21 protein-coding genes are annotated in these 25389 nt (G+C 66.4%); 6 read left to right on the plus strand and 15 right to left on the minus strand.

Annotated elements, in window-relative coordinates; all coding sequences use genetic code 11:
* Positions 1-9: 9 nt before the first annotated feature.
* The 5 genes from S58_RS15195 to S58_RS15215 form a co-directional block, all read right to left on the minus strand.
* Positions 10-1314 (minus strand): TRAP transporter large permease, encoded by a 1305-nt coding sequence (locus S58_RS15195; protein ID WP_015666220.1) that lies wholly within the window; start codon positions 1312-1314, stop codon positions 10-12.
* Positions 1315-1678: 364 nt separating this feature from the next.
* Positions 1679-2272 carry a TRAP transporter small permease subunit gene (locus tag S58_RS15200; RefSeq protein ID WP_042340765.1) on the minus strand — a complete coding sequence of 198 codons (594 nt, stop codon included), beginning with the start codon at positions 2270-2272 and terminating at the stop codon, positions 1679-1681.
* Between the two features lie 10 nt (positions 2273-2282).
* Positions 2283-3284 (minus strand): TRAP transporter substrate-binding protein, encoded by a 1002-nt coding sequence (locus S58_RS15205; protein ID WP_015666222.1) that lies wholly within the window; start codon positions 3282-3284, stop codon positions 2283-2285.
* Between the two features lie 319 nt (positions 3285-3603).
* The gene (locus S58_RS15210; RefSeq protein WP_015666223.1) at positions 3604-5259 is read right to left on the minus strand and encodes a hydantoinase B/oxoprolinase family protein; all 1656 of its coding nucleotides are present in this window, start codon (positions 5257-5259) and stop codon (positions 3604-3606) included.
* Between the two features lie 2 nt (positions 5260-5261).
* On the minus strand, positions 5262-7346 hold the full coding sequence (locus S58_RS15215) for a hydantoinase/oxoprolinase family protein (protein WP_015666224.1): 2085 nt from the start codon (positions 7344-7346) through the stop codon (positions 5262-5264).
* 450 nt (positions 7347-7796) lie between these two features.
* On the opposite strand from S58_RS15215, the gene S58_RS38145 reads away from it, so the two are divergent.
* The 4 genes from S58_RS38145 (at position 7797) to S58_RS15230 (ending at position 11367) form a co-directional block, all read left to right on the plus strand.
* The gene (locus S58_RS38145; protein ID WP_160167598.1) at positions 7797-8177 is read left to right on the plus strand and encodes a hypothetical protein; all 381 of its coding nucleotides are present in this window, start codon (positions 7797-7799) and stop codon (positions 8175-8177) included.
* 130 nt (positions 8178-8307) lie between these two features.
* Positions 8308-8814, plus strand: a complete 507-nt coding sequence (locus S58_RS15220; RefSeq protein WP_015666225.1) for a Spy/CpxP family protein refolding chaperone — start codon at positions 8308-8310, stop codon at positions 8812-8814.
* Positions 8815-8921: 107 nt separating this feature from the next.
* Positions 8922-10889, plus strand: a complete 1968-nt coding sequence (locus S58_RS15225) for a DEAD/DEAH box helicase (protein WP_015666226.1) — start codon at positions 8922-8924, stop codon at positions 10887-10889.
* A gap of 76 nt (positions 10890-10965) precedes the next feature.
* Positions 10966-11367, plus strand: coding sequence for a DUF2177 family protein (locus S58_RS15230; RefSeq protein WP_015666227.1), 402 nt, complete (start codon positions 10966-10968; stop codon positions 11365-11367).
* Between the two features lie 108 nt (positions 11368-11475).
* Here the strand turns inward: S58_RS15230 and S58_RS15235 are convergent, their stop codons facing one another.
* Positions 11476-12135: a peroxiredoxin gene (locus S58_RS15235; protein ID WP_015666228.1), complete on the minus strand. Its 660-nt coding sequence runs from the start codon at positions 12133-12135 to the stop codon at positions 11476-11478.
* A 362-nt stretch (positions 12136-12497) separates the two neighbouring features.
* On the opposite strand from S58_RS15235, the gene S58_RS15240 reads away from it, so the two are divergent.
* The gene (locus S58_RS15240; protein ID WP_015666229.1) at positions 12498-13061 is read left to right on the plus strand and encodes a hypothetical protein; all 564 of its coding nucleotides are present in this window, start codon (positions 12498-12500) and stop codon (positions 13059-13061) included.
* Positions 13062-13132: 71 nt separating this feature from the next.
* Here S58_RS15240 and S58_RS15245 read toward each other — a convergent pair whose 3' ends face one another.
* The gene (locus tag S58_RS15245) at positions 13133-14989 is read right to left on the minus strand and encodes an alkaline phosphatase family protein (RefSeq protein ID WP_015666230.1); all 1857 of its coding nucleotides are present in this window, start codon (positions 14987-14989) and stop codon (positions 13133-13135) included.
* Positions 14990-15189: 200 nt separating this feature from the next.
* Here S58_RS15245 and S58_RS15250 point away from each other — a divergent pair, with 200 nt between their 5' ends.
* The gene (locus S58_RS15250) at positions 15190-15684 is read left to right on the plus strand and encodes a YciE/YciF ferroxidase family protein (protein ID WP_015666231.1); all 495 of its coding nucleotides are present in this window, start codon (positions 15190-15192) and stop codon (positions 15682-15684) included.
* 184 nt (positions 15685-15868) lie between these two features.
* Here S58_RS15250 and S58_RS15255 read toward each other — a convergent pair whose 3' ends face one another.
* The 8 genes from S58_RS15255 to S58_RS15290 form a co-directional block, all read right to left on the minus strand.
* The gene (locus tag S58_RS15255; protein WP_015666232.1) at positions 15869-16849 is read right to left on the minus strand and encodes an alpha/beta hydrolase; all 981 of its coding nucleotides are present in this window, start codon (positions 16847-16849) and stop codon (positions 15869-15871) included.
* A 210-nt stretch (positions 16850-17059) separates the two neighbouring features.
* On the minus strand, positions 17060-17965 hold the full coding sequence (locus tag S58_RS15260; protein ID WP_042339533.1) for an AraC family transcriptional regulator: 906 nt from the start codon (positions 17963-17965) through the stop codon (positions 17060-17062).
* Between the two features lie 417 nt (positions 17966-18382).
* Entirely contained in the window at positions 18383-19636 is a 1254-nt protein-coding gene (locus tag S58_RS15265; RefSeq protein ID WP_015666234.1) for an arsenic transporter, read from the minus strand.
* 22 nt (positions 19637-19658) lie between these two features.
* Positions 19659-20933, minus strand: coding sequence for an MFS transporter (locus S58_RS15270; RefSeq protein WP_015666235.1), 1275 nt, complete (start codon positions 20931-20933; stop codon positions 19659-19661).
* A 42-nt stretch (positions 20934-20975) separates the two neighbouring features.
* Positions 20976-21623: a hypothetical protein gene (locus S58_RS15275; RefSeq protein WP_015666236.1), complete on the minus strand. Its 648-nt coding sequence runs from the start codon at positions 21621-21623 to the stop codon at positions 20976-20978.
* A gap of 48 nt (positions 21624-21671) precedes the next feature.
* Positions 21672-22373 carry an OB-fold nucleic acid binding domain-containing protein gene (locus tag S58_RS15280; RefSeq protein ID WP_015666237.1) on the minus strand — a complete coding sequence of 234 codons (702 nt, stop codon included), beginning with the start codon at positions 22371-22373 and terminating at the stop codon, positions 21672-21674.
* Positions 22374-22487: 114 nt separating this feature from the next.
* A complete protein-coding gene (locus tag S58_RS15285; RefSeq protein ID WP_015666238.1) occupies positions 22488-23846 on the minus strand; it encodes a sigma-54-dependent transcriptional regulator in 1359 nt (452 codons plus the stop codon).
* Entirely contained in the window at positions 23831-25279 is a 1449-nt protein-coding gene (locus S58_RS15290; protein ID WP_042339537.1) for a sensor histidine kinase, read from the minus strand. The genes S58_RS15285 and S58_RS15290 overlap by 16 nt, the downstream gene beginning before the upstream one ends.
* Between the last annotated feature and the right edge of the window lie 110 nt (positions 25280-25389).

Genomic DNA, 25389 nt, shown 5'->3' on the forward strand with positions numbered 1-25389 from the left:
CATGGCGGCTCACCCGTAGAGCAATCGTGGCAGGATGGTCACGATGCCCGGGAACAGGGTGAGCAGCAGCACGAAGGCGATCATGATGGCGAGATAGGGGGCGGTCACGCGGGCGATGTAGCCCAGGCCGTCCTCCGTCAGGCCCTGGATCACGAACAGGTTGAAGCCGACCGGCGGCGTGATCTGGGCCATCTCGACGGCGAGCACCAGGAAGATTCCGAACCAGACCTTGTCAAAGCCGGCGCCCTTCACGATCGGGAGCACGATCGGTAGGGTCATCACGATCATCGAGAAGCCGTCGAGGAAGCAGCCGAGGATCAGGTAGAACACGATCAGCACGGCGATCAGCATCAACGGCGACAGGCCGAGGCCCTTCACGAAGGCGGCCACGGCTTGCGGAATGCCGAGGAACGCCGCGGCGTTGCCGAGGATAGACGCGCCGAGCACGATCAGCGCGATCATCGAGCAGGTGATGACCGAGCCGATCATCACGTCGCGCACGACCTGTCGCGACATTGCGCCCTGAAAATAGGCCACCAGCGCCGCGCCCAGCACGCCGACAGCTGCGGCTTCCGAGGGGGTGGCGAGGCCGCCATACATCGAGCCGAGCACGCAGGCGATCAGGAACAGGGCAGGCGCCAGGTCCTTCAGCGCGGCAAAGCGCTCGGCCCACGGCACCTGCGACAGCAGCGCTTCGGCCTTCGGCACCATTGCCGGTTTCAGCGTCGTGTGCAGCATCACCCAGCCCATGAAGGTGCCGGCCAGCAGCAGGCCCGGCAGCACGCCGGCGGTGAACAGCTTCAGGATCGAGACGTCGCCGAGCACGCCATAGATGATCATGATGTTCGACGGCGGAATCAGGAAGCCGAGCGTGCCGGCGCCGGCGAGCGAGCCGATCGCGATGTCGCGCGAATAGCCGCGGCGCAGCAGCTCGTTCAGCGACATCCGGCCGATGACCTGCGTGGTTGCCGCCGACGAGCCTGAGATGGCCGCGAAGATGGTGCAGCCGATGACGTTGACGTGCAGCAGGCGGCCGGGCAGCAGGCCGGCCCATGGCGCCAGGCCCTGGAACAGCGAGCGCGACAGCCGGGTGCGGAACAGCAACTCGCCCATCAGGATGAACAGCGGCAGCGCCAGCAGCTCCTGGGTGGTCAAGATGTTCCAGGCATATTGCGGAAGCAGCTTGTCCAGCGGGATCGAACGGAACATCGCCAGCAGCAGGGTCGCGGTGAAGGCAAGCGTGAGCCCGATCCACAGGCCACCGGCCAGCAGTGCGAACAGGATGACGAACAGGCTGATGACTTCGATGGTCATGGGGCGAGGGTGTCCGCGGTGAGGGGGGCGGGCGGGATGGGGCGGGCCGAGGAGGGGCCGGCCGAGCGGTCACCCGCTGAATGCTCGAGGTGGGTACACCTCGCGCGGCGAGCACGTCTCCACCTCGCCCCGCTTGCGGGGAGAGGTCGGATTGCATCGTTAGATGCAATCCGGTTGAGGGGGTACAGGTCTCTCCACGCACACTTCCCGTGCGTCTGCCCCTCACCCCACCCCTCTCCCCGCAAGAGCGGGGCGAGGGAGCGCACCGCATGCGAGGCGAGAACTCTCCTATTAGTTAGCAGACAACTACGAAGGTCGGCTGCCACCAGCGGCGAGATGATCGACTCGATGTACAATCGTCCCCTCATTCGACCGGCGACGCCTTCATCCGGTGATCCTCCAGCGGCAGGCCCAGCGCGGCCTGGATGGCGCGGGCGAGGAATTGCAGGGTCAGGAGCAGCATCCCGAAGGTGACGACGGCCTGCGGAAACCATAGCGGCGTGTCGCTCGAGGTCGAGACCTGGCCGCGGACGAACGATCCCCACGCGAACTTCGTCATCGCCCATGTGAGGAACGTCATGAAAGCGAAGCCGGCGGCCGCGGCCAGCACCTCCAGTGCGCGCTGCAGCGGGGCCGGCACGTTCTTCAGCAGTAGCACGACGCGGATGTGACCGCCGACCCGGAGCGTCATGGCGGCGCCGAAGGTGAACGAGGCCGCCATCAGGTAGGACGAGTATTCCCAGGCGATCGAGATCGTCGGCGGGAAGAACGGCAGCACGTTGGACAGCGCCCGTGTCGTGACCTCGGCGAGCATCAGGCCCGTCAAGGTCAGCAGGCAGCCGCCGCCGATCCAGCCGTCGAGCCGGCCGAGGCGATCGATGCCGTCGAGCAGGATGCGCAGCGGCGCTGGCGCTGCGGCGTTGAGACTCTGCTGTGCGGGGGGCGATACGCTCGCCACGGCGATACCCTCAGCCACGCTTCATCTCGGCGAGATAGGCTTTCACCGGCTGCTCGGCCGCCGGCACGCGCTTGATAAACGTCTCCAGAAGCGGGGCGGTCTTGCCGCGAATCTCCGTCATCATGGCGTCCGAGACCGGCACCACCTCCATGCCGCCTTCCTTCAGCCGGCTGAGGCTGTCGGCGTCGGCCTTGAGCGAGTTGGTCCAGAAGCCGGGCTCCATCTTCGCCGCGACCTCAGTGATCGTCTTCTGCTGCTCGGCGCTGAGTGCCTTCCAGGAATCGAGGTTGACGGTCAGCATCTGCGACGACCAGACGTGGTTGGTCGGATAGATGTATTTAAGGAACTCCCAGAACTTGCCGTCGACGCCCGACACCGCCGAGGTGGAGACGCCCGCGACCGCGCCCGAGGCCAACGCCGGGATCGTCTCGCCCCAGGGGATCATCACCGGCGCCATGCCGATCACGTTGAGCATGTCGACCGCGTTCTTGTCGGGCACCCGGATCTTGATGTTCTTCAGGCCCGCGACGTCGGCGACCTTGGCCTTGAGGTGCAGGTACTGCGTCGGCCACGGCACGATGTAGAGGATCTTCTGGTTGTTGCGCGCGGCGACCTTTTCGTATTCGGGCCGCACATATTTGTGCAGCACCTTGAGCTCGTCCATCGAGCTGCACAGGAACGGGATGCTCTCGACGCCCATGAATGGCTCGTCACCGACCTGCTGGATGTTGAGCACGTCGGCGAGCGGCACCAGGCCGTCGCGCACCGCGCGCAGATGCTCCGGGCCCTTGAAGCCGAGCTGGCCGCCGGCTTTCACCGTGATGACGACGGCACCATTGGTCTGCGTCTTGACCGCCTCGGCGAACGCCATCGCGTTCTGGGTGTGGAAATTGCCGTCGGGCCAGACAGTCGACATGTCCCAGTTGGTCGTCGCGGCGCGTGCCTTTGTCGGGACCTGGGTGCTGGCGAGCAGGGTGGCTGCACCTGCCGTGAACGTCCGTCGCGTGATCATGGGTGTCTCCGGTATTGTTGAAATGCGAGGGTCGGGATGTCGGTGTGTTGAATTGTTTCGTTGTGAGCTGGGCCTTGTTGTTAGTTGGATCCTTAGCGGGCGCCGCGACCGCGCTGCGCTCCCTCTCCCCGTTCTTCACGGGGAGAGGGTTGGGGTGAGGGGCAGACGCACGGGGAGTGTTCGTGGTGAGACCTGTACCCCCTCACCCGGATTGCATCTTCGATGCAATCCGACCTCTCCCCGCAAGCGGGGCGGGGTGGAGATCGCCGCGACAGCGCGGCTCAAATCAACATTGAGAGTGCAGGAGAGGATGATCATCTCACCGAGCCTGCCCATAGACCGCCGTAGCATTCTCCGCCGACACCAGACCGCTCTCGACATCGCTCCGCACCAGCTCTGCGGCGCGCTCCCTGGGATCGCCGATGCCCGCGCCGCCCGGTGTCAGCACCACCAGCCGGTCGTCCGGCGGTACGGTCTGGAAACCCTTTCCGCGCAGCTTCTGGCCGGACTTGAGCCCGACGTAGCCGGCCTGGCCATTGTGGCCGCCGTCGCGGCCGCGGGGTGGGTGGTCGATGCGGTCGAAGGCGGCGAGGATGTCGAACGGGGCGTCGACGCCGCTGCCGACCTCGATGATCTGGCCGAGGCCGCCGCGGGTGCGGCCGGGGCCGCCGGAATCCGGGCGCAGCTCCTTGCGCCAGAAGATCAGCGGCGTCTGCGTCTCGGCGATCTCCACCGGCGTGCCACGCACGCCTGAGGGATAGGCGGTCGCCGACAGTCCATCCTTGTCGTAGCGCGCGCCGGTGCCGCCGTTCGACGTCACCGCCATCGAGAACCCGTAATTGCCGCCAGCGCCCGAGCGGGTCTGGCCGCGGACGTTGAGATTCCACAGGCAGGAGGTGCCTTCCGCCGGCACGCGCTCGGGGATGATCTGGCGGAGGCAGCCGAATACGACGTCGGGCAGCATCTGCCCGATGACATGGCGCGAGGCGACCGGCGCCGGCTTCGGCGCATTCAGGATCGCGCCCGAGGGCGCCGAGACCGTGAGCGGCGACAGCGAACCGGCGTTGTTGGGGATGTCAGAGGCCACCACGCAGCCAAGCCCGAAAACCGTGTAGGCCGTGGTGTAGGACAGCGGCACGTTGATGCCGAACTTCGAGGCTTGCGAGGTGCCGTCGAAGTCGACGTGGATGCCGCTCTCCGAGATCGTCAGCGCAGCCTTGAGCGTCACCGGCGCATCATAGCCGTCGACGACCATCTCGTTGCGCCAGGTGCCCTTCGGCAGCTTGGCGATCTCGGCGAGAACGGCCTCGCGCGATCGGTCGCAGACATAGTCGCCGAGCTCATCCAGCGAGGCGATGCCGAACTCGGTCATCATCTCGACCAGGCGCTGGCAGCCGACATCGTTGCAGGCGGCGAGCGAATAGGTGTCGCCTTCGGTATCGACCGGCAGCCGGGTGTTGGCGCGGATCATCGCCATCAGCGTGTCGTTGACGACGCCCTGGTCGATCAGCTTCAGCATCGGGATGTACAGCCCCTCCATGAACACGTCGGTGCCATCAGGGCCGAAGCCAATGCCGCCGATGTCCATCAGATGGCTGGTGCACGAGAACAGGGCGACCGGCTGGCCGTCCTTGAAGCAGGGCGTGGTGACGACGAAGTCGTTGAGATGGCCGGTGCCCATCCAGGGATCGTTGGTGATGTAGGCATCGCCCGGCTTCATCGTATGAAGCGGGAAGTGCGTGATGAAGTGCTTCACCGACTCCGCCATCGAGTTGACATGGCCCGGCGTGCCGGTGACGGCCTGCGCCAGCATGCGTCCCTTCAAGTCGAACACGCCGGCGGAGAGGTCGCCGCATTCGCGCACGATCGGGCTGAAGGCTGTGCGCAATAGCACCTGCGCCTGCTCCTCGACCACGGCGATCAGCCGGTGCCACATGATCTGCAGGTCGATCAGGCTGGTTTGCGATGAGCTCATCGTTAGGCCGCCTTCCGTTCCATGACGATGCTGCCGGCACCGTCGATATGCGCATCGAAGCTGTTGGAGATGAAGGTCGAGGTCTCGTCCTCCGCGATGACAGCGGGTCCGGCAATCACAGCACCGGGCGCCATCTGCTCGCGGCGATACAGCGGGATGTCGATGAAGTGCCCGGCGCGGCCGTCGAAGAATTTGCGGTGGCCGGCGGCCTTGCCCTCGGGCTTGCGCGTTACTGCGGGGACGGCGGGCGGCTGGTGCGCGTCAGTCGTCGCCAGCACCGACCAGCTCAGCACCTCGATCGCGGCACCCGGGATCGGGCGCTCGAACAAAGCGGCGTAGCCGGCCTCGAAGGTTGTACGCAGGGCGGGCAGGTCGTCGGCGGTCAGAGGACGGTTGGGTAGTTCGACGCTGATCTCGTGGCCTTGGCCGACATAGCGCATGAAAGCGGCGCGGCGCTCGCGCACCGGTGCGCCGGCCGCACCTGGCTCGACCAGTGCGCGGGCCTCGTCCGCCATCTCCTGCAGCAAGCCGGAGACGAGCGCCGTGTCGAAATCATCCAGTCGCGCATGGCGGCTGCGCACCAGCTCATAGGCGATCGGCGCGGCGAGGAAGCCGACCGCCGAGCCGACGCCGGCATTGGACGGCACGATCACCCTGGACACGCCGATCTTCTCGGCGACCCGGGCGGCGTGCAGCGGCGCAGCGCCGCCGAACGCGATCAGCGTGTGCTGGCCGATCACGGCGCCGCGCTCGACGGCGTGGACGCGTGCTGCGCTCGCCATGTTCTCGCACACCACTTCATGCACGGCGTAGGCAGCTGTCTCCGCGTTCAAGCCGAGCGGCGCGCCGACGTCGCGGAGCAGAGCCTGCTTCGACAGTTCGGGATCGAGCTTGATGGTGCCCCCGGCAAAGGCATCCGGGTCGATCATGCCGAGCGCGACGTCGGAATCCGTCACCGCGGGACGCAGGCCGCCGCGGCCGTAGCAGGCAGGTCCCGGCTCGGAGGAGGCGCTTTCCGGTCCCACTGTGACGCGCTTCATCGCATCGATGCGCGCGATCGAGCCGCCGCCGGCGCCGATCTCGACCATCTCGATGACGGGGATGCGCACCGGCAGGCCTGAGCCTTTCAGGAAGCGCGCGGCGCGGTCGACCTCGAACACGCGCGAGCTCTCCGGCTCGAAGTTTTCGATCAGACAGATTTTTGCGGTGGTGCCGCCCATGTCGAACGACAGCACCTTGCGCTCGCCGAGCGTAGCTGCGATCTGGCCCGCGAAGATGGCGCCGCCGGCCGGGCCGGACTCGACGAGGCGCACCGGAAAGCGCCGCGCCGTCGCGATCGAGGTCACGCCGCCGCCTGAGGTGACCAGATAAATTGCGCCGCGGAACTGCTCGATCCTCAGCGCCTGCTCCATGCGCGCGAGATAGCTGTCCATCAGCGGCTGCACATAGGCGTTGGCGACCGCGGTCGAGGTGCGCTCATATTCCCGGATTTCGGGACAGACGGCCGAGGAGAGTGTGATCGAGACGCCTGGCATCTCCTCGGCCAGGATCTCGCCCGCCCGCCGCTCATGGGCGGGATTGGCGTAGGCGTGCAGGAATGCGATGGCGATGCTGGCGACATTCTGCGCGCGCAGCTGCGGCGCCAGCGCACGCACTGCCGCTTCGTCGAGCGGCAGTCTGGCGTCACCATGAGCATCGACGCGCTCGGGCGCGGTGAAGCGAAGGCTGCGCGGCACCAGCGGTTTCGGCTTGTCGATCGAGAGATCGTATTGGTCGTAGCGGCTCTCAGTTCCAATATCCAGAACATCGCGGAAGCCTTCCGTCGCGATCAGCGCCGTCCTGGCGCCGCGGCGCTCGATGATGGCGTTGGTCGCAAGCGTGGTGCCGTGGATGAAGACGTCGATGTCTGAGATGTGGGCCTTGGCGTCGGCAAGGATGAGGCGGGTGCCGTCCAGCACGGCCTGCTCCGGCTGCGTCGGCGTGGTCAGCAGCTTGCGCGTCCGGCGCTTACGGCCGATGTCGAGAACGATGTCGGTGAACGTGCCGCCGATATCGACGGCCAGCCGGACTTCGGCTCCTTCAAGCATTCCATGTCTCCGCAAGCGACGAATTGATGTGCGAGTTGAGCAAGTCCCATGCCATTGCGCCAGTGGAGAAGCAGTTTGCTGCTCTGCGTTTGGTGCGGCGCGGACTTGAAGTCGCGGTGGGGTGAGCGCTCAACCTTGCTGATCGTGGGCGATTGTTTGCTCCAGACATCGTCATGTTCATGCGCGTGAAGATGAGTATGAGACGGATGATCTTCTCCAAGCCGTCATTCCGGGGCGGCGCGAAGCGACGAGCCCGGAATCCATAAACACGATCGGGAGTATGGATTCCGGGCTCGCGCTCCGCGCGCCCCGGAATGACAGCGCGCATGTTGAGCGAGCGCTCCAAACATGACCTCGCGTTCCCGCGGCATGATTAGCCCGAGTTCTGCGGCCTCATTCACCCTCTCTCAAACGAGAGGGTGCAGGGAATGCCGGGTGAAGGCCTCACCCATGGCCCGCCTGCGAAAAAAATGCAGGCGGCAGGAACCACAGGTAAAGCCGATCACCGGCATTCCCTGCGCGATGGTCTTCACGCTTATACGCAGTCTCCCTGGTGCGCCGGGCTGTTTGGCCACCATGATCCGCGCGATGCGTCAGCATCGGCACGAACGTGACACCAGCTTCGGGGTGTCAGGACGCTGCGACTTCACGTCCGCAATCATGCCGGTCGTCTGCGCTGAAAAGCGCGTCCGGCATGGCTCGCGGCCACCGCATCCCGCACCGACGTTCGTGACGACGCGTACGTCCCTCTGCATGGGGCAGGACGACGCGGATCATACATTGTTTTCGAAAAAGCGAAATAGAAAACTTCGGCGAAATCGAAAAATCTGACCGTCACCGAACCGTCGCGTCAGGCTTCGTCTCCGGCAACCGGGAGCTCCATTGATCTTGCTCAAGCCGTGATGTCGCCGGCCGCTTAGGTTGCACGCATACAGCGATACCACAGCAAGGGAGTTTCGCCATGCGAGTCCAGATCCGTGCGCTCATGCTGGCCGCCGCCGTCGTGATGGCGGCCGCTTCGCCTTCGGCTGCCCAACCAGGCTCTGGTGGACCGGGCTGGGGCCCGGGCATGATGATGGGGCCGGGAATGATGGGCGGCCGAGGGTTCGGCTTTCTCTGCAATCCCCGCATGGCGGGCTTCGCCGAATGGCGCATGTCGCAGATCGAGGCGGCCATCAAGCCCACCGAGGCGCAGCGGGCGCGTCTCGACGAGCTGAAGGCGGCGTCGGCCAAGGCGGCCGAACTGATCACCAAGGACTGTCCGGCCACGCCGCCGGTCAAGGCCACCGACCGCCTTGCCCTGGTCGAGCAACGCCTCGATGCCATGCAGCAGGCGATCAAGACCGTACGGCCGGCGTTTCAGGCGCTCTACGATTCGCTCGATGACAAGCAGAAGGCGGCGATGGATGCCAGCGGGCCGCGCAATTGGGGCTGGCGCCACTGGCACTGGCCGTGGAGCGACGAATAGCGCGCAGCCGGGGGTGGGGAGCGCCGCGTTGATCGGGTGCGGGCGGGCATGGTGATTTCGCTCGGCATGGCGTAAAGCCATCCGAATCAAACGAGGTTTTCCGTCAATTGCCCTTTCCCGCGACACATCCGCCGCTCGCCCGCGCCCTGGCCGAGCGCAATTACGACAATCCAACGCCCGTTCAGCTTGCGGTGCTGGCGGACGACGCCGTTGATCGCGACCTCCTGGTTTCGGCCCAGACCGGCTCGGGCAAGACCGTGGCCTACGGGCTGGCGATGGCGAAAGACCTGCTGGGCGAGGCCGAGCGGTTCGAGCGGGCGGCTGCGCCGCTGGCGCTGATCGTGGCGCCGACGCGCGAGCTTGCCTTGCAGGTCCATCGCGAGCTCGCCTGGCTGTATCAACACGCGGGCGCGCGGGTCGTCTCCTGCGTCGGCGGCATGGATCCGCGCCGCGAGCAGCGCGAACTGGAGGCGGGCGCCCACATCGTGGTCGGCACCCCCGGGCGTCTCTGCGATCATCTGCGGCGCGGCCGCCTCGACATCTCGGAATTGAAGGCCGTGGTGCTCGACGAGGCCGACGAGATGCTCAATCTCGGCTTTCGCGAGGACATGGAGTTCATCCTCGAGACCACGCCGGAGACGCGCCGCACCCTGCTGTTCTCGGCGACCTTCCCGCGCGGCATCGTGGCGCTGGCCAAGGAATATCAGGACGACGCGTTCCGGATCGAGGTCGAGGGCGACGAAGGCGGGCATGCCGACATCGAGTACCGCGCCATCCGCATCGCGTCCGGAGATGTCGAGCACGCGGTCGTCAACGTGCTGCGCTTCTACGAATCTCCCAGCGCGATCGTGTTCTGCAACACGCGCGAGGCCGTGCGGCATCTGCAGGCGGCGCTGCTGGAGCGCGGCTTCTCGGTGGTCGCGCTGTCCGGTGAATTGACGCAGAACGAGCGAACGCTGGCGCTGCAGTCGCTGCGCGACGGGCGCTCGCGGGTCTGCGTGGCCACCGACGTGGCGGCGCGCGGCATCGACCTCGCCAAGCTCGATCTCGTCATTCATGCCGAACTGCCGAATGATCCGGAGGTGATGCAGCATCGCTCGGGCCGCACCGGCCGTGCGGGGCGCAAGGGCGTCAGCGTCCTGCTGGTGCCGCCGGCCCGGCGGCGGCGCGCGGAAGTGCTGTTGAACATGGCCGGCATCGATGCCGTCTGGGGCGCAACGCCGCAGGCCGAGGACATCCGCAAGCTCGATCAGGAGCGCATGCTGCAGGATCAGGTCTTCACCGAGGAGACGACACCGGAAGATCTGGCGCTCGCGCAGGCCCTGCTCGCGGAGCGCTCTCCCGAGGACATCGCCGCGGCCCTGGCGCGGCTCTATCGCGCCCGGCTGCCGTCGCCAGAGGACATTCTCGATCCAGGCCAGGACAACGGCCGCTCGCGCCCCGATCGCGGTCGCGACATCGTGAGGCCGGCGCGTGGCGACGATCGCCCGCCGGCTCCGCGAACGAAGACGGGCAAGCCGTCGGCACGCCACGGCATGGGCGAGCCCAGCGTCTGGTTCCGCGCGGCGATCGGACGCAAGAAGAATGCGGAGGCGCGCTGGCTGCTGCCGATGATCTGCCGCCGCGGCGGCATCGACAAGCACGACATCGGCGCCATCAAGATTTCCGAGACGACGACCGAGTTCGAAATCGCCGCGCGCGTTGCGGACGCCTTCGCCGCCAACATCCGCCGTCCCGACAAGGAGGATAACATCCGCATCGAGACGCTGTCGGGACCGCCATCGGGGCAGGGCGCACCGGAACGGCCGCGGCAGGACAAGCGGCCGCCGCGGCGCGAGGACAACGAGACCGCGTACCATCCGCTGCGACGTGATGAGCCGCGGGCCGGTAAGGACGCCAAGCCGCGCAGCAAGCCGCACCGCGACGGCCCGTCGAAATCCAGCCATGAGCCGGCCTTCGCGAAGAAAAACAAGCATCGCGACAAGTCCAGCCACACTGGACAGGCGTTCTCAGACAGATCCTCGCGGACGAAGGCGCCGGGCGGCAAGAAGGCCAAGACCAAGCGTCGCGGCTGATCTGCGCCTGGTTGATGCGAGGCAACCCGGGCCGGCCTGAAGCGTCGACCCGCGAACCAGGTCAGCGGAGCCGTGCATGAGCCGAACCGTCGTTCTTTATCTGGCGACCCTCGCCGTGCTGCTCGGGTTCGACATTCCTTTTCTCGCCATCGTCGCCAGAGGCTTCTTCCAGTCGCAGGTCGGCGACATGCTGGGCGAGGTCCGGCCGTTGCCGGCGATGCTGTTCTATCTGGTCTATGTCGCGGGCGTGCTGGTCTTCGTCAGCGGCCAGAGCGAGGCGACGTGGCGCTCCACTTTGCTGTATGGCGCGCTGTTCGGGCTGTTCTGCTACGCGACCTTCGAGCTGACCTCGCTCGCGATGCTCAAACAGTGGACCTGGGCGGTGGTCGCGCTGGACATCAGCTGGGGCGTGTTCGTCACCGCAGTCTCGGCCACGGTCGGACTGCTGATCGCAGACTGGGCGACGCCGCGGGGCTAGCCGATCATCATTACGGGAGGCGCAGAGCGCGAGGGCGGTATCTCAGGATCCCGGGTCCGCCTCGACGAGGCGTCCCGGGATGATGTCGGCAAACCTCGTTCGCTGGCGTTACTTCGGCTGCGGCACCACGCGCAGATAGGGCTTCGGCGCCTTCCAGCCGTTCGGATAGATCGTCTTGGCCTCGTCGTCGGACACCGAGCCGGCGATGATGACGTCCTCGCCCTGCGTCCAGTCGGCCGGCGTGGCGACGCGATGCTTGGCGGTGAGCTGCAGCGAGTCGATGACGCGGAGAATTTCCTGGAAGTTGCGGCCCGTGGTCATCGGGTAGACCAGGATCAGCTTGATCTTCTTGTCGGGCCCGATGATGAACACGTTGCGGACGGTCAGGTTGTCGGCCGCGCTGCGCTTGGCGGGATCGCCGGAGACGGCAGCCGGCAGCATGTCGTAGAGCTTGGAGACATTGTAGTCGGTGTCGCCGATCATCGGGTAGTTCGGCGCCGCGCCCTGCGTCTCACGAATGTCCTCCGCCCATTGCGCATGCTTGTCGACCGGGTCGACGGAGAGGCCCATCAGCTTGACGCCGCGCTTGTCGAATTCCGGCTTCAGCCGGGCGAGCGCACCGAGCTCGGTGGTGCAGACCGGGGTGAAATCCTTCGGGTGCGAGAACAGCAGCGCCCAGCTGTCGCCGATCCAGTCGTGGAATTTGATCTTGCCTTCGGTGGTCTGTGCCTCGAAGTCCGGGGCGGTGGAGCCGATTTGGAGAGCCATGCTAGTCCTCGTGTCATTGCAAACAGCGGATAAATTCTTCTAAGCACTATAGGAAATACCGCTCTCTATGGGAACGGGTTGACGGAAAAGAGAAAATAATTCCGCCAAAACTCACGCGCGCAACAACTTCTTTTGAGTTCCCGCGGTGCGACGAAACATCCGTGAGACTACCGGTTGCCCAGATTTCGCCATGTCTCGGTCGCAACACGCCGCCCCCTGACGCCCCGGCTTTGAACCGTGATCGAGGTCACTGCGGCAAATGGGCAACCGATACAAAAACCCACAAGGCCGTTTCGAACCGTTAACCACTCGTTCAGACGCGCGCCGACAAGGTGGGTCAACACAGCAACTGAGAAGAGAACATGGCTACCTCTGCACCAAAAACCATCGATGGTCTCGAGCCGTCCTGTTGTGAGACCGCTGCATCCGCGCTCGGCATCGTGCGCGACGGCGTGATCACGGGTGAAGGCCCGACCACTGCGGGACGCGTGCACTTTTCCCGCGTGCTCGATGCCGATGACGTCGCATGGTGCGCGCGCATCCTGACTGCCGCCGCGATCAACGACGCGCCGGTCAGCCGCGACGAGGCCGAGGCGCTGTTCGAGATCGACGCCGCCGCGACCGAGCGCAAGGACGACGGCCGCTTCGAGGATCTGCTCGCCAAGGCGGTCGCGCATCACACCGCCGCGGCGTCCGGCCTGCCGGTGCCGCCGCGCAGCGTCGCGCTGGCGCCGGAGACAGCGATCGAGAGCTGGGCGCCGGCCAATGCGCGCGGCGTTCGCACCGATGCGCTGGAATGGGTCGCCAAGCGCATGCGCGGCAAGCGCCAGAGCAACCGCGTCCTGCGGGCCATGGTCGCGACGATCGTCGGCGTCTCCGTGCTGCCGCTGGCGCAGCTGCCGTCGATGATCGACATCGGGATGTGAGCGCCTTGCGCCCATCCATCGGAGCGAATTCGAAGAGCGCGATGATGTCATCGCGCTCTTTTTGTTTCCGCCTACTTCGCGGCAGCCTTCTGTTTCGGCGCCTCGTCGTCCAGGCCGACGGTGCGGCCGGGGAAGCCGGCAGCGTCGAAATAGCGCTGCTGGCCTACGCGCTGCTGCTTCAGCACGGTGCGCAGGCCGCCGGCGGCCGGGTCTGATTTGACGACGTCGGACGAGGCCTTTGGCGTCGCGCCGTTCGGCATCGCCTCGGTCATGACGCGGCCGATCAACTTGCCTTTGGGAGCTACCTTGAGGTCGAGCAGCCTGGCCGCGGTGATGCCGACATCGGCATTGCTGACGGGCAGGGGATCGACGAAGCCCGCTTTGAAGTCCGGACCGATGGCCGCCATGAAGTTGTAGGTGTCGCCGCGGCCGAACGAGCCGTGCATGCCCTGACCCTGGCGCAGCACGGTGTCGGCGACCTCGACCTGGCAGTTGCTCGGCGCGTCGCAGCCGGGCGCGACATAGGAGCGGAAGTTGACCACGATCGCCGGGTGCGGCGTCACCGCCTTGCCGTCGAGGTTGACGACCGACAGCGGCAAGGTGCCGGGGATGTCGCCGAGCTTGTCGTCGACGAAGATGCCGGAAACGTAGTCCTGCGCCAGCAGCGCCTTGACGGTGCGGCGGGCGAGCTTCTTGTCGTTGTTGGGCAGATAGATCAGGTCGGAGCCGCCATTGGTGGCGACGACGAGATCGGGCTTGGTCGGGTCCTTGCCGAGCACGCCATTGCCGGCCTTCGGGTGCTTGCCGGCGGGCACGGCGGCGTTCTTGTCGTTGGGATCGAACAGCGGCAGGTCGAGCGCCTTGGCCAGATCGAGCGCCAGGAAGCCCATGGGCAGGAAGTCCTTCGGCGTGTCGTCATAGCTGACCTGGGCCGAGGAGCTGGTCTTGCTCTCCTTGGAGATGGTCGAGAAGCCGTGGTCGGCCTGGACCATGATGTTGGTCGATGCGGCCAGCCCGAGGTCGTCGAGCGCCTTTCGCAACGCCGCCAGGTTGTCGTCGGCGTTCTTGATGCCGGCCATCGAGGTCGGGCCGTTGATGCCCGGCGTGATGGTGTTGAGGCTGTCGCCGTGATTGTGCTGGCTGCCGTCGGGATCGCGCGACCAGAACACCAGCACGAACGGCTTGTTGCGCGCCTTGAACATCGGCAGCACCACCTTGGTGGCGACGTCGGCCATGTAGGCCTGCTGGGCGACGTTGGCGGAGGTCGTGCCCGGCGTCTTGGCGTCGCCGGCCTTGCCGTTGTCGCCGCGCGACGGTGTCGCGGTCGGCAGCCCGGCCTTGGTCAGGGCGTCCTTGATCTCGTCGGTGAGGGGCACGCCGGCTTTGCCGCCGGTGGAATCGTCGATCACGATCGAGGAGGTCGCGCCCGGCTTGCAGGGGCAGCCGGTGTGGTCGAACAGATAGGTCGGGCCGAGCTTGCCGATCGCCGCGGTCGAATAGCCGGCCTTGCGGGCGAGCTTCAGGATAGTGTCCTCGTTGAGGTAGTCGCCGTTGAAATGCTCGTCGATGTCGCCGAGCACGGCGTCGTTCTCGATGAAAGGCACGACGGTGTCGCCCGCGGGCACCGAAGTGTAGCCGGTGAAGATCGTGTTCGAGAACGTGCCGGTGTCGCCGAGATAATGGCCGGTCGCCATCGCCGAGCCGTTGGCCATGGTGAAGGTCGGGAACAGCGAGTGCGAATTCTTGAAGTTGACGCCCTTGTCGCGAACGCCGGCCATGGCTGGCGCCGTCTCCGGCGTCACCTTCAGCGACCGCAGGCCGTCGGGAATGAACAGGATCAGATTATGGGGGGTGGCGTTCTGCGCGAATGCAGCACCGGACGACAAGAGGGTCAGTCCAGCGCACAGCAGCACGAGCGGGCGGCGCATCGAAAACTCCTGAAAGCCATAAACGGAATCGCGGCGTGTTGCCGCAGGGACAGGTTTAGTTTTGCCGCGTGACGGTTTTGTTACAAGGGGCTCGAGCGAGAATGGCGGCCGTCCCGAATGAATTTGTGCCGTGGTAACCGAGGGCAGGAACCAGGGTGTGGCTTTCTGGTTGTCGGCTCACAACACTCAAGGAGCACACCATGCCTGCCGACAAGGACCTCAACGAACTCTTCCTCGATACCCTCAAGGACATCTACTACGCCGAGAAGCAGATCCTGAAGACCCTGCCGAAGATGGCCAAGGCCGCGCAGTCCGACAAGCTGCAGGCCGCCTTCCTCAAGCACCAGGACGAGACCGAAGGCCAGATCGAGCGCCTCGAGCAGATCTTCGAGATGCTCGGCAAGCCCGCGCGCGGCAAGAAGTGCGATGCGATCGAGGGCATCATCGACGAGGGCAAGGAGATCATGGACGAGTACAAGGGGACGCAGGCGCTCGACGCCGGTCTCTTGGCCGCTGCCCAAGCGGTGGAGCACTACGAGATGTCACGCTATGGCACGCTGAAGGCCTGGGCGCTCAAGCTCAACCTGCCCAAGGTCGCCAAGCTGCTCGACCAGACGCTGAATGAAGAGCGAAAGACCGACGAGACGCTGACCAAGATCGCTGAGACCGCGGTCAACTACGAGGCCGCGGCGTAAGTCCGGCTGCGCAGGCAGCTTGGGCAAAAGCTTCGGGTCCCGGCTCTGCGGTGCGTCACTTTGTGACGCACCGCGTGCTCGCAGAGTTCGGCACCGGTCGTTGCGCTCGGATCGAATTCACTTGGACGATCCCGCGCAACGCCGCCAGCACCGGAGCAAGCGCTGGCCGCGTGCCATGGGCTCGTCAGCGGGCGAGATGCCTGCGGATTCCATCGGCCGTCTGCCGGATCGCAGCTTCGGTTGAGGAGACGGTGCGCAGCGCGTTGAGCAGCACGAAATCGTGAATGGTGCCGTTGTAGCGCACGGCGTCGACGCTCACGCCGGCTTCCTTGAGCTTGCGGGCATAGGCCTCGCCCTCGTCGCGGAGCGGATCGTTCTCGGCCGTGATGACCAGCGCCGGCGGCAGGCCCTTGAGCTGATCGACGCTGGCGCGCAGGGGCGAGACATAGGGGTTGTCGCGGGCCTTGGCATCCGGCGCGTAGCGGTCCCAGCCATATTTCATGAACGCGCGCGGCAGGAAACGGTCCTCGCCGTACGCCCGATAGGAGGGGCTGTCTACGCTCGCATCAGTCGCGGGAATGAGAAGCACCTGATAGCTGATCTTCGGCCCGTTGCGGTCCTTTGCCATCAGGGTGAGAGCAGCGGTCATGTCGCCACCCACCGAATTGCCGGCCACGGCGATCCGGCTGCCATCGGCGCCGAGTTCGCCGGCATTGGCGGCGACCCATTCCAGCGCGGCATAGATCTCCTCGAGCTGCGTCGGATAGACGCCGGACGGCAACGGCGTGTATTCGACGAACACCCCGACCTGGGCGGAGCCGACGACCAGGTCGCGCAGCAGTCGCTTGTGATTGTCGAAGTTGCCGGCGATCCACACACCGCCATGGATGAAGAGCAGCACGCCCGGTCTGGCAGTCGCGTGCTCCGGCCTCATGATGTAGAGCTTGACCTCCCGGCCGTCCTTGCTGACGGTCCGCTTCGTTGTGGTCACGCCGGACATGTCGACCGGCGTCTGGTTCTGCAGCCCGCTCAGGATGTCCTGCGGCTTTGGCTGAGGCAGTTCCCAGAACGGGCTCGCATCTTTGTTGAGTTGCACCAAGAAGGCTCTGACCTGCGGATCGAGATCGGGATCGGTAGCGACGTTGGGCGCTGCGCTCACGGTCATGGTTGTGGCTCCAAGGATCAGAGATGATAGCAGAGTTGTCACACGCATCGGTTTTGCTCGGGCTTGCATTGAGCATGTGAGCGGTGTGTTCAGCGGTCCGCTCCCGCCAGAGCCTAGGCGAGTTGCTGCGGTGCAGGCTTTTGTGTTTTGCCTGCCGTGTTGAAAAAGGAGCAGCTTCTTGGCGTGCGGTCGCAGGACGTCTGAAACGTCTCAGATCGCATTGCTGAGACGCCAGGTCCCGGGCGGGACGCCGACGATCCTGCGGAAGGTGGCGGTGAAATGGCTCTGATCAGCGAAGCCGCAGGCCAGCGCGATGTCAGTGAGGCCTGCCTTGCCGCCGAGCAGATGGCGCTTCGCTGCTTCGATCCGTTGCAGGATCAGATATTGATGCGGCGGCAAGCCCGTCGATTGCTTGAATGCGCGAGCAAAATGCTTGGCGGTCAATCCCGTCAATGCAGCCAGATCGTCCAGACCAATGTCTTCCGACAAATGTTCGACGATGAACTCGTACGCCTGGCGCAAATGTCGCGGCGAGAGGCCGCCGGCGACCTGGGGCGCGGCAGCGGCGCGCGGCACCTGGTGCAATCGCAGCAGCCAATCGACCAGCAGAAGCGCACGGCCTTCCATCTCCAGCGACGTGGGGGGAATGATGGTGTCGAATGCGCGCCGGAGATAATCGAACGTCAGCCGATGCAAGGTCTTGTCCGGGATGAATGACAGATCGTCGCGCAGGCGGTCGCCGAGCGGGGGAGCGTTTTCCGCCGCTGCCGCCCTGTCGAGCAACCCGTCGGGCAGGAAGACCTGTCCGAACTTGATGCCACCGCGCGCCAGATACCGGGTCGGCGCGCCCCTGGGCTGAAGCGTGAATTCACGGCCGGGACCGCTGGTGCGGATCATCCGGCGGTTGTGATCCTCGACCGTCGCGCCGCGGAGACGCAGACCGATCACAGTCTCGGGAGCGATCGTCCAGGTGGATTCCTCGATGCCCATCGAGCAATCGTGCAGAAGCGCAGGCGCTATCCAGCGTTCGCGCGCCCCTTTGATCTGCACGATACCAACGCTGTTGCTCGCGAAAGCGAGAATATGCGGGTTCGCCGCTCTTGAGTCGTCAGCCATCGATGCACCCAGTCTCAGGCCTGCGCAGCGTTCGACCTCGGCCCGATATCATCGTGCCTTCTCCCTTGCGCAAGATCCGCCGTCACCGGCGGATCCGGTTTTGTCGGCGGACATATCATTCTGCATCTTATCAGAGCCGGATGTCAGGTCCGCACAACGTTGCGGAGCCTTGATCAAACCAGCAGTGTGCACGGGGTATTGGGAGATGCAGGAGGGGAGGTCGGACACGCCCTCACATTCGTTGCTGCCGATCTCGGCGCGGTCAGGTGTTCGAGCAGCGCAAAGGCCCGCCAAATGCTCGGCTGGTCGCCGCGACCTGATGACGAGGCGATTTTGGCGACGGCTCAGAGCATGCTCGAACGCAACTTGCTCTCCAGCAGCGTTGTCGGCCACTGACCCGTTCCGGCCAGCAATGCTTCACACCATCGTCGCCGCCAGCGCAGCCAGCAGCGCTGGCGGCGTGACGATGAGGCCCAGTTTCAGGAATTGCCAGGCGCTGACCTCGACCTTTTCGCGCCGCAATGCGGTCAGCCACAGGATGGTGGCGAGCGAGCCCGTCACCGAGATGTTGGGGCCGAGATCGACCCCGATCAAGATCGCCCTGATGACCTCGTGCGGCAGGTGATCGCTGGCGGCGACGGAGCCCGCGACGAGGCCGACCGGCAGATTGTTGGCGATGTTATCGGCGACCGCCGTGATCAGGCCCGCGGCCCAGGCGGTGCCGGCCGGTGAGCTGGTGACGCCCTGGTGCAGCCAGGCGCTGAGCTGGCCGATCGCGCCGGCGCGGCTCAAACCTTCCACCATCACGAACAGGCCGCCGACCAGCGGCAGCACGCCCCAGGACACGCCCTTGACCACCGGCCAAGGCGATTGTCGGCCGAGCAGCAGGATCGCCGCCGCCGTGACCACGCCGCAGACGAAGGTGGGCAGGCCGAGCTGGACGTCCAGCGCAGAGGCGGTCAGCAGCACGGCGGCGATGGCAATGATCCCGACCGCGGCGAGCCGGCCCTCGCGGCTGAGATGCGGCTTCTCGACGTCGGTGCGCAGCGTTTCCGCGCGCAAGGCGCGGCGCTGCGTGAGCCATAGCGCCACAAAGGTGAGGGCGATCGCGGCGATCGAGGGCAGGGTGAACTGGCGCAGCCACTCGGTCAGATGCGGCATGCGCGCGCCGAACACGACGAGATTGGCCGGGTTGGAGATCGGCAGCACGAAGCTCGCCGCATTGGCGATGAAGGCGCAGACGTAGAGATAGGGCAGCGGCGAAGCACCGGCCGCGCGGGTTGCGGCATAGACCGCCGGCGTCAGCACGATCGCGGTGGCGTCGTTGGAGAGCAGCACGGTGACCAGCGTGCCGACCGCATAGACCAGTAGGAATAAGAGCTGCGGAGAGCCGCGGGCATGCTCGACCGCGTAGGCCGCGAGATAGTCGAACAGGCCTTCACGGCGGGCGAGCTCGGCGATCAGCATCATGCCGATCAGGAACAGATAGACGTCGATGCCCTTGCGGATGCCGGCCAGCGCATCGGCCGTCGGCAGCAGGCCGAGCGCGACCAGCAGCACTGCGCCGGCGACGGCCCAGATCGCTTCGGGCAGGCGGAAGGGCCGGATGATGACGCCAGCGGTGGCGAGGATGATGATGGCGTAGGCGAGCCAGGTGGTGTGTGCGAGCATGATCAGGGATCGATAGAGGAAATCATTCGGCGGGGATAGCGGGCGAGGGCGCTGCGTTCGGATGCGCGGCCTCCGTCCCGCTGGTCTCGGGCAGCAGCAGCCAGCATACGATCACGGCAAGGGCGGCCGCCGCGCCCAGCGCGAGGAACGCGGCGCTGTAGCCGCCATGGACGACGACCAGGCCGGCCAGCGCGGTCGACAGCGCAGCACCGATGCTCTGCGCCGTGATGACCGCGCCCTGGGCAACGTTGAAGCGGCCGGTGCCCCGCATCAGGTCGGCGACGATGACGGGCATGATCGCGCCGAAGATGCCGGCGCCGACGCCGTCGAGCAGCTGCACGCCGACCAGCCAGGCCTTGTCGTCCGACAGCGTATAGAGCACCGCCCGCAACGGCAGGATCAGCAGCGCGGCCAGGAAGAAGCGCTTGTGGCCCCAGCGGTCGGCACGGGCCCCGACCAGCAGCGCCATCGGCACCATCACGAGCTGGGCTGCGGCGATGCAGGCCGACATCAGGCTGGTGCCGAGATTCTTGTCCTGTAGCGCCAGCTTCTGGCCGACCAGCGGCAACATGGCTGCGTTGGCCAGATGAAACAGCGCGACGCAGATCGCGAAGATCAGCAATGGGCGGCACGTCAGGAGAATGCCGAGGCCGGATGGGTGCTCGCTCCGCTGCGATGCGCCGCTTTCTGCCTGCTGCGGCAGGCCCCGCGCGGCGTCATGGTCGATGGCGCGCTCGGGGATGGCGAACACGCTGACGAGGCTGCCGACCGAGGTCACCGCCATCAGGTAGAACACCGCCGATGGGCCGAGCGCATAGGCGGCTGCGCCTGCGATCACGGCGCCGACCGCGTTGCCGGCATGGTTGAAGGTCTCGTTGCGGCCGACCCGCGCGGCGAACGCCCTGGCTCCGACGATGCCGAGCGACACCGCCGCGATCGCCGGCGCAAAGATCACGCCGGCCGCATTGGCGATGCTCTGCGAGATTGCGACCGGCCAGAAGCTCGTCATCAATGGTAGCAGCAGAGACGCCGCGGTGACGACGATCGCAGCTGTTATCATGACCAGGCGCTTTGCCCTGGTCGCGTCGACCAGGGCGCCGGCCGGGGTCTGCGCGACGATGCCTGCGATCGTCGCCAGCGACATCACCACGCCGATCGAGGCTTCGTCCCATTTCTGCTCGGTCAGCAGATAGATCGCGAGGTAGGGGCCGAGGCCGTCGCGCACGTCGGCCAGGAAGAAATTGGCGGCGTCGAGCGCGTGGCCCGCGCGGCGGCCGGTGATCTCGTCCTGTGACATGCGGTCGACCTCGGTCCCTCGTTGCGTCCTGGGCGCGTGCGATCACGCGTCGGCGTGATCGTGATCGTGCTTGGGCTTCGGCTTATGGCCGTGCTTGTGCTTCGGACCGTGCTCGTGTTTCGGGCCCGGCTTGCCACGCTTGAGCGGCGCGAGGGTTTTCAGGCTCTGACCTGCCTCGCGCGCATGGATGACCCGGCCGAAGCGCGTCTCGATGCCGTCGCCGCGCACGGCCAGCTTTGCGTCCGGCGCGAGCAGGTCGGCGACATCGGTGGCTTCCTTCGGACCGATCCGCACGACGGTGCCGTCGGCCAGCAGCGCGCCGCGTAGTTCACCCTTTGGGCCGAACAACGACAGCCGCACCGTGCCCTCGGCCTCCATCTTGTGGCGGTCGTGCTTGGGATGCTCGCGATCGTGATCCGGTCCGTGGTCGAGGATCTGCCGGCCGTTCGCCGTCACCGCGACGGCGGCGATCAACTCGGCGCCGCGCGGCTTGACGCCGTGCACGCCGACCGCATCGCCGGGCTTGATGTGACGCGTCAGGTCGGTCTCCATATGCGGCGGCGTATGGACGAGTACGTCCTTGTCGGCCGCGCGCATCACGAAGCCATCGACCTCGCCGTGGGGATTGAGCACGAAGCGTTCGAGCGTGCCTTTCACGACAGGCAGGCTCTCGGGATCGATCCAATGCATGTTCGTTTCCTGTGTCTCGTTAGTTCGGAATAATAAGAGTGATGACCGTCAGCCGCGCGGCGGCGGCGGCGGAGGCCCAAGCCGGTCGGGGCCGCCCTTTGGGCCACGCGGCGGCCGCGGACCGTCGATCTCGGTCATCTGGTCCGGCGAGGCACCGATCGCCCGGACGTCGACCAGCTTGCCGAGTGCAGTCTCGAGCAGGTCGCCGCGCACCGAGATCGTCTGTCCCGGGCGTAGTGCGTCGGCGAGGCGCTCGGCTTCGGGCGGCGGCAGGCGAAGCGAGGTGCCGTCGTCGAGCACCGCGCCATTGACCTCGCCGCGCTTGCCGTGCAGCAGCGTCGCAATGCGGCCGCTGACCGTCTGATCGGCGCCGCGCCGGCCGGGCCCGTCGGGCGGGCCGTTGTCGACCACGCTCTTGCCGGTTGCGATGTTGGTGATCTGGGTGGCGTCGACCAGCGGAAGCGCTCGGGCGCGCAAGCCACGGACCGAGACGCCATCACCTGGGCGTATCGCAAACACGACCTGCGCGGTCAGATGCGGCGGCAGCTTCACCTCGGTGCCGTCATTGAGGATCAGTCCGTCGACGTCGCCGCGCGGCGTCAGCGTGTATTGCTTGACGATCCCGCGCGTCTCCGGAAGCTGCGTGGAATCCCACGTCGCATCGGGCGGAGACAGTGGCGCCTGGGCGTGGGCGGCGTAGGCGCCCAATCCTGTTGTTGCGAGCACGAGCGCGGTCATGATCGGCTTCATCTTTCGCGTCATCCTGGAACTCCCTTCGGCAGGTGGTGACGCGATCTGTTTCGCAATGGCCGTGCCAGTTGCCTGATGATGATAGATCAATGGGTTGCATGAAGCAGGGGCGCGCTAGGCGTCGTCTTTGCCGACGGCGCGTGTCAGGTTTCCTGACGCGGGGTCCTCACCAAGCCCGTAGCGCTGCATCTTGGTGTAGAGCAGCTGCCGGTTGATGTTGAGCCGGCGCGCGGCTTCGGAGCGGTTGCCGGCGCAGGCGTCGAGTGCGCGTCGGATCATCCGTTCCTCCAGCCTTGCCACTGCCGTTGGCAGGTCGGTCGAGGGCTCCGCCGTGTTGTCGGGTCCCGTCGCGGTGATATCGATGTCGTCAGCATCGATCAGCGAGCCGCGGGTCAGCACGCAGGCGCGTTCGATCACGTTGCGCAGCTCGCGGACGTTGCCCGGCCACGGGGCACGAACCAGCTTGTCGGCGGCCGCCTCGCTCAGCCGTGGCCGCGGCCGGCCCTCCGAGGCCAGCGCGAGAAAATGGCTGGCCAGCGGCAGGATGTCCTGGGATCGCTCGCGCAGCGACGGCAGCTCGATCGGGATCACGTTCAGGCGGTAGTAGAGATCCTCGCGGAACGCGCCGCTGGCAACCAGCCTGGCGAGATCGCGATGCGTCGCGGCGACGACGCGGGCCGCAACCTTCACAGGCTTGCCGCCCACCGGCGTGATCACGCGCTCCTGCAGCGCGCGCAGGATCTTGGCCTGCATCGCGAGCGGCATGTCGCCGATCTCGTCGAGAAAGAGGGTGCCGCTGCCGGCGTCGCGAAACGCGCCTGACCGGTCCGAGGTCGCGCCGGTGAACGATCCCTTCACATGGCCGAACAGCTCGCTTTCGAGCAGATCCTGCGGAATTGCGGCGCAGTTCACGGCAACGAAGGGACTAGTGTTGCGCAGGCTATGGACATGGAGCGCGCGTGCCACCAGCTCCTTGCCGGTGCCGGTCTCGCCGCGGATCAGCACGGTCGCGTCGGCGTCGGCGGCAAGTCCGATGGTCTTCTGCACGCGGCGCATCGCCTCGCTGGTGCCGATCAGCCCGCTTTCATCAGGGCTGTGATGGTCCTGCTGCGGGTGCCGGCGCGGCGGCAACCGCGCGATCAGCTCGCGCAGCGCGTCGCGTCCGATCGGCTTGACCAGATGGTCGAAGGCGCCGAGGCGCATGGCCTGGATCGTGTTCTCCGGGCTCGCATACGCCGTCAGCACGATCACGGGCGGCGCATCGCCGTCGGCGCGCAGGCGGCGCAAGGTCTCGATGCCGTCGATCCCGGGCATGCGCAGATCGAGGAGGATGGCGTCGATAGCGCCCGACACCATGCCGATCGCCTCGCGGCCCGAGGCAGCCGTGAGCGCGTCGTGACCGAGATCGGTTATCGTTTCTGCGAGGCCGTCGCGCAGCGCGGCGTCGTCGTCGACGATCAGGATGGTTGCCATGGCAGGGAAATCTCGAAGCTGGAGCCGGTATGCGTGTGTCCGAGTTGCGCCTCGCCGTCATGGGCGCGCGCGATCTCGCGCACGATGGCAAGGCCGAGGCCGGTGCCGTCGGCGCGGGTGGTGACGAACGGCTCGAACAGGCAATGCTTGATGGTCTCGTCGATGCCGGGGCCGCTGTCCGTGACGCGAAACAACAGGCGTCCGGCGTCGATCTGGGCGGCGACGACGATCTCGCCGCCGTCGGGCGTATTCTGGATCGCGTTGAGGATCAGATTGTCGAGGGCGCGCTGCAACTGGGCCGGATCGAAGCAGGAGGCGTGCGGGGAGGCGGGGACGATGGTGCGAAGCTGGAGGCCGCGACGCGCGGCTAGCTCGCGATGCGGGTCGATCGTGGACTGCAGGAAGCTCGCGAGGTCGACGCCACGAGCCTTCGGTTGGCTGGCCTGCGTCATCGCGAGCAGGTCACGCAGCAGCGCATCGAGCCGTGCCACCTGCTGCAGGATCGCTTCGAGCGCGCTGTCCTTGCGCGCAGGGTCTGAGGAGGCGAGCGCGTTTTCGGCCTTCAGCCGCATCGCCGCGATCGGGTTGCGGATCTCGTGCGCCAGGTTGGCCGACAGCCGCCCGACCGCCGCCAGCCGTTCAGCGGCCGTGGCCCGGCTACGCTCCGCCGACAGGCGCTGGCCGGCGTCGTTGACGGCATCGACGAGGCGGTCGAGCTCGCGCGCGCCGGTGTGCGGCAGTTGCGGCAGATCGGCCTTGTCTGTCGGCTTGCTCAGCGCCGTCTCGATCATGGCGATGCGGCGTGACCACGACAGCAGGATCCAGGCGAGCCAGATCGCCGAGCCGAGCAGCGTCAGCGCCAGCACGACCAGGCCGATGAGCAGATGCGTGTAGGCCGGTCCCTCGGCGATGGCGGCACGCGTCATCGTCCACGCCGTGACGTTCTGGAGCGGTCCGCGCAACGGGCAGGCGTGAACGATCAGGCTCTGCGACCGGCCGGCATTGGCCGCCGTGGATGGCCGCCCGCTGCGTTGCGCGTCACCATTGACCTGCTGGATCACGCTGAGCTCAGCCGCCGGGAGGTCGGTCTTGGGACCGGTGCCTTCGTAGGTCGGGTACGCATAGGCCAGCGATCCGCTCTCGGCCTGCCAGATGCCGCCCTCGACGCCGGGCGCGCCGGACAGCGCCGAGCGGACCACGGGCAGCAGGTCCTGCTTGAGCTTGTCGTCGACCGGCGCGCCGCTCCAGCCGGAGACGAAGAACTGATAGCGGTCGGCGATGTCGCGACAAGCACGCACGACCAGATCCTGCGCACGGGCCACGCGGGCATCGGCCGACTGCTGAAACGACTCGACGAGAAGATAACCGGTCGCCGCGCCGGAAACTGCCAGCATGAGCCAGAGCGCCGACAGCCGCGAGCGAAGGGAGCGCATCGAATGTTCCGCAATGTCGTCAGAGGTCAGCGAGGATGCAGCGCAATGCGCGGGGCGGATCACCGCTCCTCATTCGCGGAACAGAACGCCTGATCAGCAATGTTGGTTCC

It is taken from the genome of Bradyrhizobium oligotrophicum S58 (assembly GCF_000344805.1).
GTDB classification, from domain to species: Bacteria; Pseudomonadota; Alphaproteobacteria; order Rhizobiales; family Xanthobacteraceae; genus Bradyrhizobium; species Bradyrhizobium oligotrophicum.

Coding starts and splice junctions, on each gene's coding strand:
- S58_RS38145 (WP_160167598.1), top strand. CDS start 7,797: ATGGCCCGCCTGCGAAAAAAATGCAGGCGGCAGGAACCACAGGTAAAG.
- S58_RS15280 (WP_015666237.1), bottom strand. CDS start 22,373: ATGAAGCCGATCATGACCGCGCTCGTGCTCGCAACAACAGGATTGGGC.
- S58_RS15245 (WP_015666230.1), bottom strand. CDS start 14,989: ATGCGCCGCCCGCTCGTGCTGCTGTGCGCTGGACTGACCCTCTTGTCG.
- S58_RS15255 (WP_015666232.1), bottom strand. CDS start 16,849: ATGACCGTGAGCGCAGCGCCCAACGTCGCTACCGATCCCGATCTCGAT.
- S58_RS15285 (WP_015666238.1), bottom strand. CDS start 23,846: ATGGCAACCATCCTGATCGTCGACGACGACGCCGCGCTGCGCGACGGC.
- S58_RS15230 (WP_015666227.1), top strand. CDS start 10,966: ATGAGCCGAACCGTCGTTCTTTATCTGGCGACCCTCGCCGTGCTGCTC.
- S58_RS15260 (WP_042339533.1), bottom strand. CDS start 17,965: ATGGCTGACGACTCAAGAGCGGCGAACCCGCATATTCTCGCTTTCGCG.
- S58_RS15195 (WP_015666220.1), bottom strand. CDS start 1,314: ATGACCATCGAAGTCATCAGCCTGTTCGTCATCCTGTTCGCACTGCTG.
- S58_RS15270 (WP_015666235.1), bottom strand. CDS start 20,933: ATGTCACAGGACGAGATCACCGGCCGCCGCGCGGGCCACGCGCTCGAC.
- S58_RS15215 (WP_015666224.1), bottom strand. CDS start 7,346: ATGCTTGAAGGAGCCGAAGTCCGGCTGGCCGTCGATATCGGCGGCACG.
- S58_RS15290 (WP_042339537.1), bottom strand. CDS start 25,279: ATGCGCTCCCTTCGCTCGCGGCTGTCGGCGCTCTGGCTCATGCTGGCA.
- S58_RS15240 (WP_015666229.1), top strand. CDS start 12,498: ATGGCTACCTCTGCACCAAAAACCATCGATGGTCTCGAGCCGTCCTGT.
- S58_RS15250 (WP_015666231.1), top strand. CDS start 15,190: ATGCCTGCCGACAAGGACCTCAACGAACTCTTCCTCGATACCCTCAAG.
- S58_RS15205 (WP_015666222.1), bottom strand. CDS start 3,284: ATGATCACGCGACGGACGTTCACGGCAGGTGCAGCCACCCTGCTCGCC.
- S58_RS15265 (WP_015666234.1), bottom strand. CDS start 19,636: ATGCTCGCACACACCACCTGGCTCGCCTACGCCATCATCATCCTCGCC.
- S58_RS15220 (WP_015666225.1), top strand. CDS start 8,308: ATGCGAGTCCAGATCCGTGCGCTCATGCTGGCCGCCGCCGTCGTGATG.
- S58_RS15235 (WP_015666228.1), bottom strand. CDS start 12,135: ATGGCTCTCCAAATCGGCTCCACCGCCCCGGACTTCGAGGCACAGACC.
- S58_RS15275 (WP_015666236.1), bottom strand. CDS start 21,623: ATGCATTGGATCGATCCCGAGAGCCTGCCTGTCGTGAAAGGCACGCTC.
- S58_RS15210 (WP_015666223.1), bottom strand. CDS start 5,259: ATGAGCTCATCGCAAACCAGCCTGATCGACCTGCAGATCATGTGGCAC.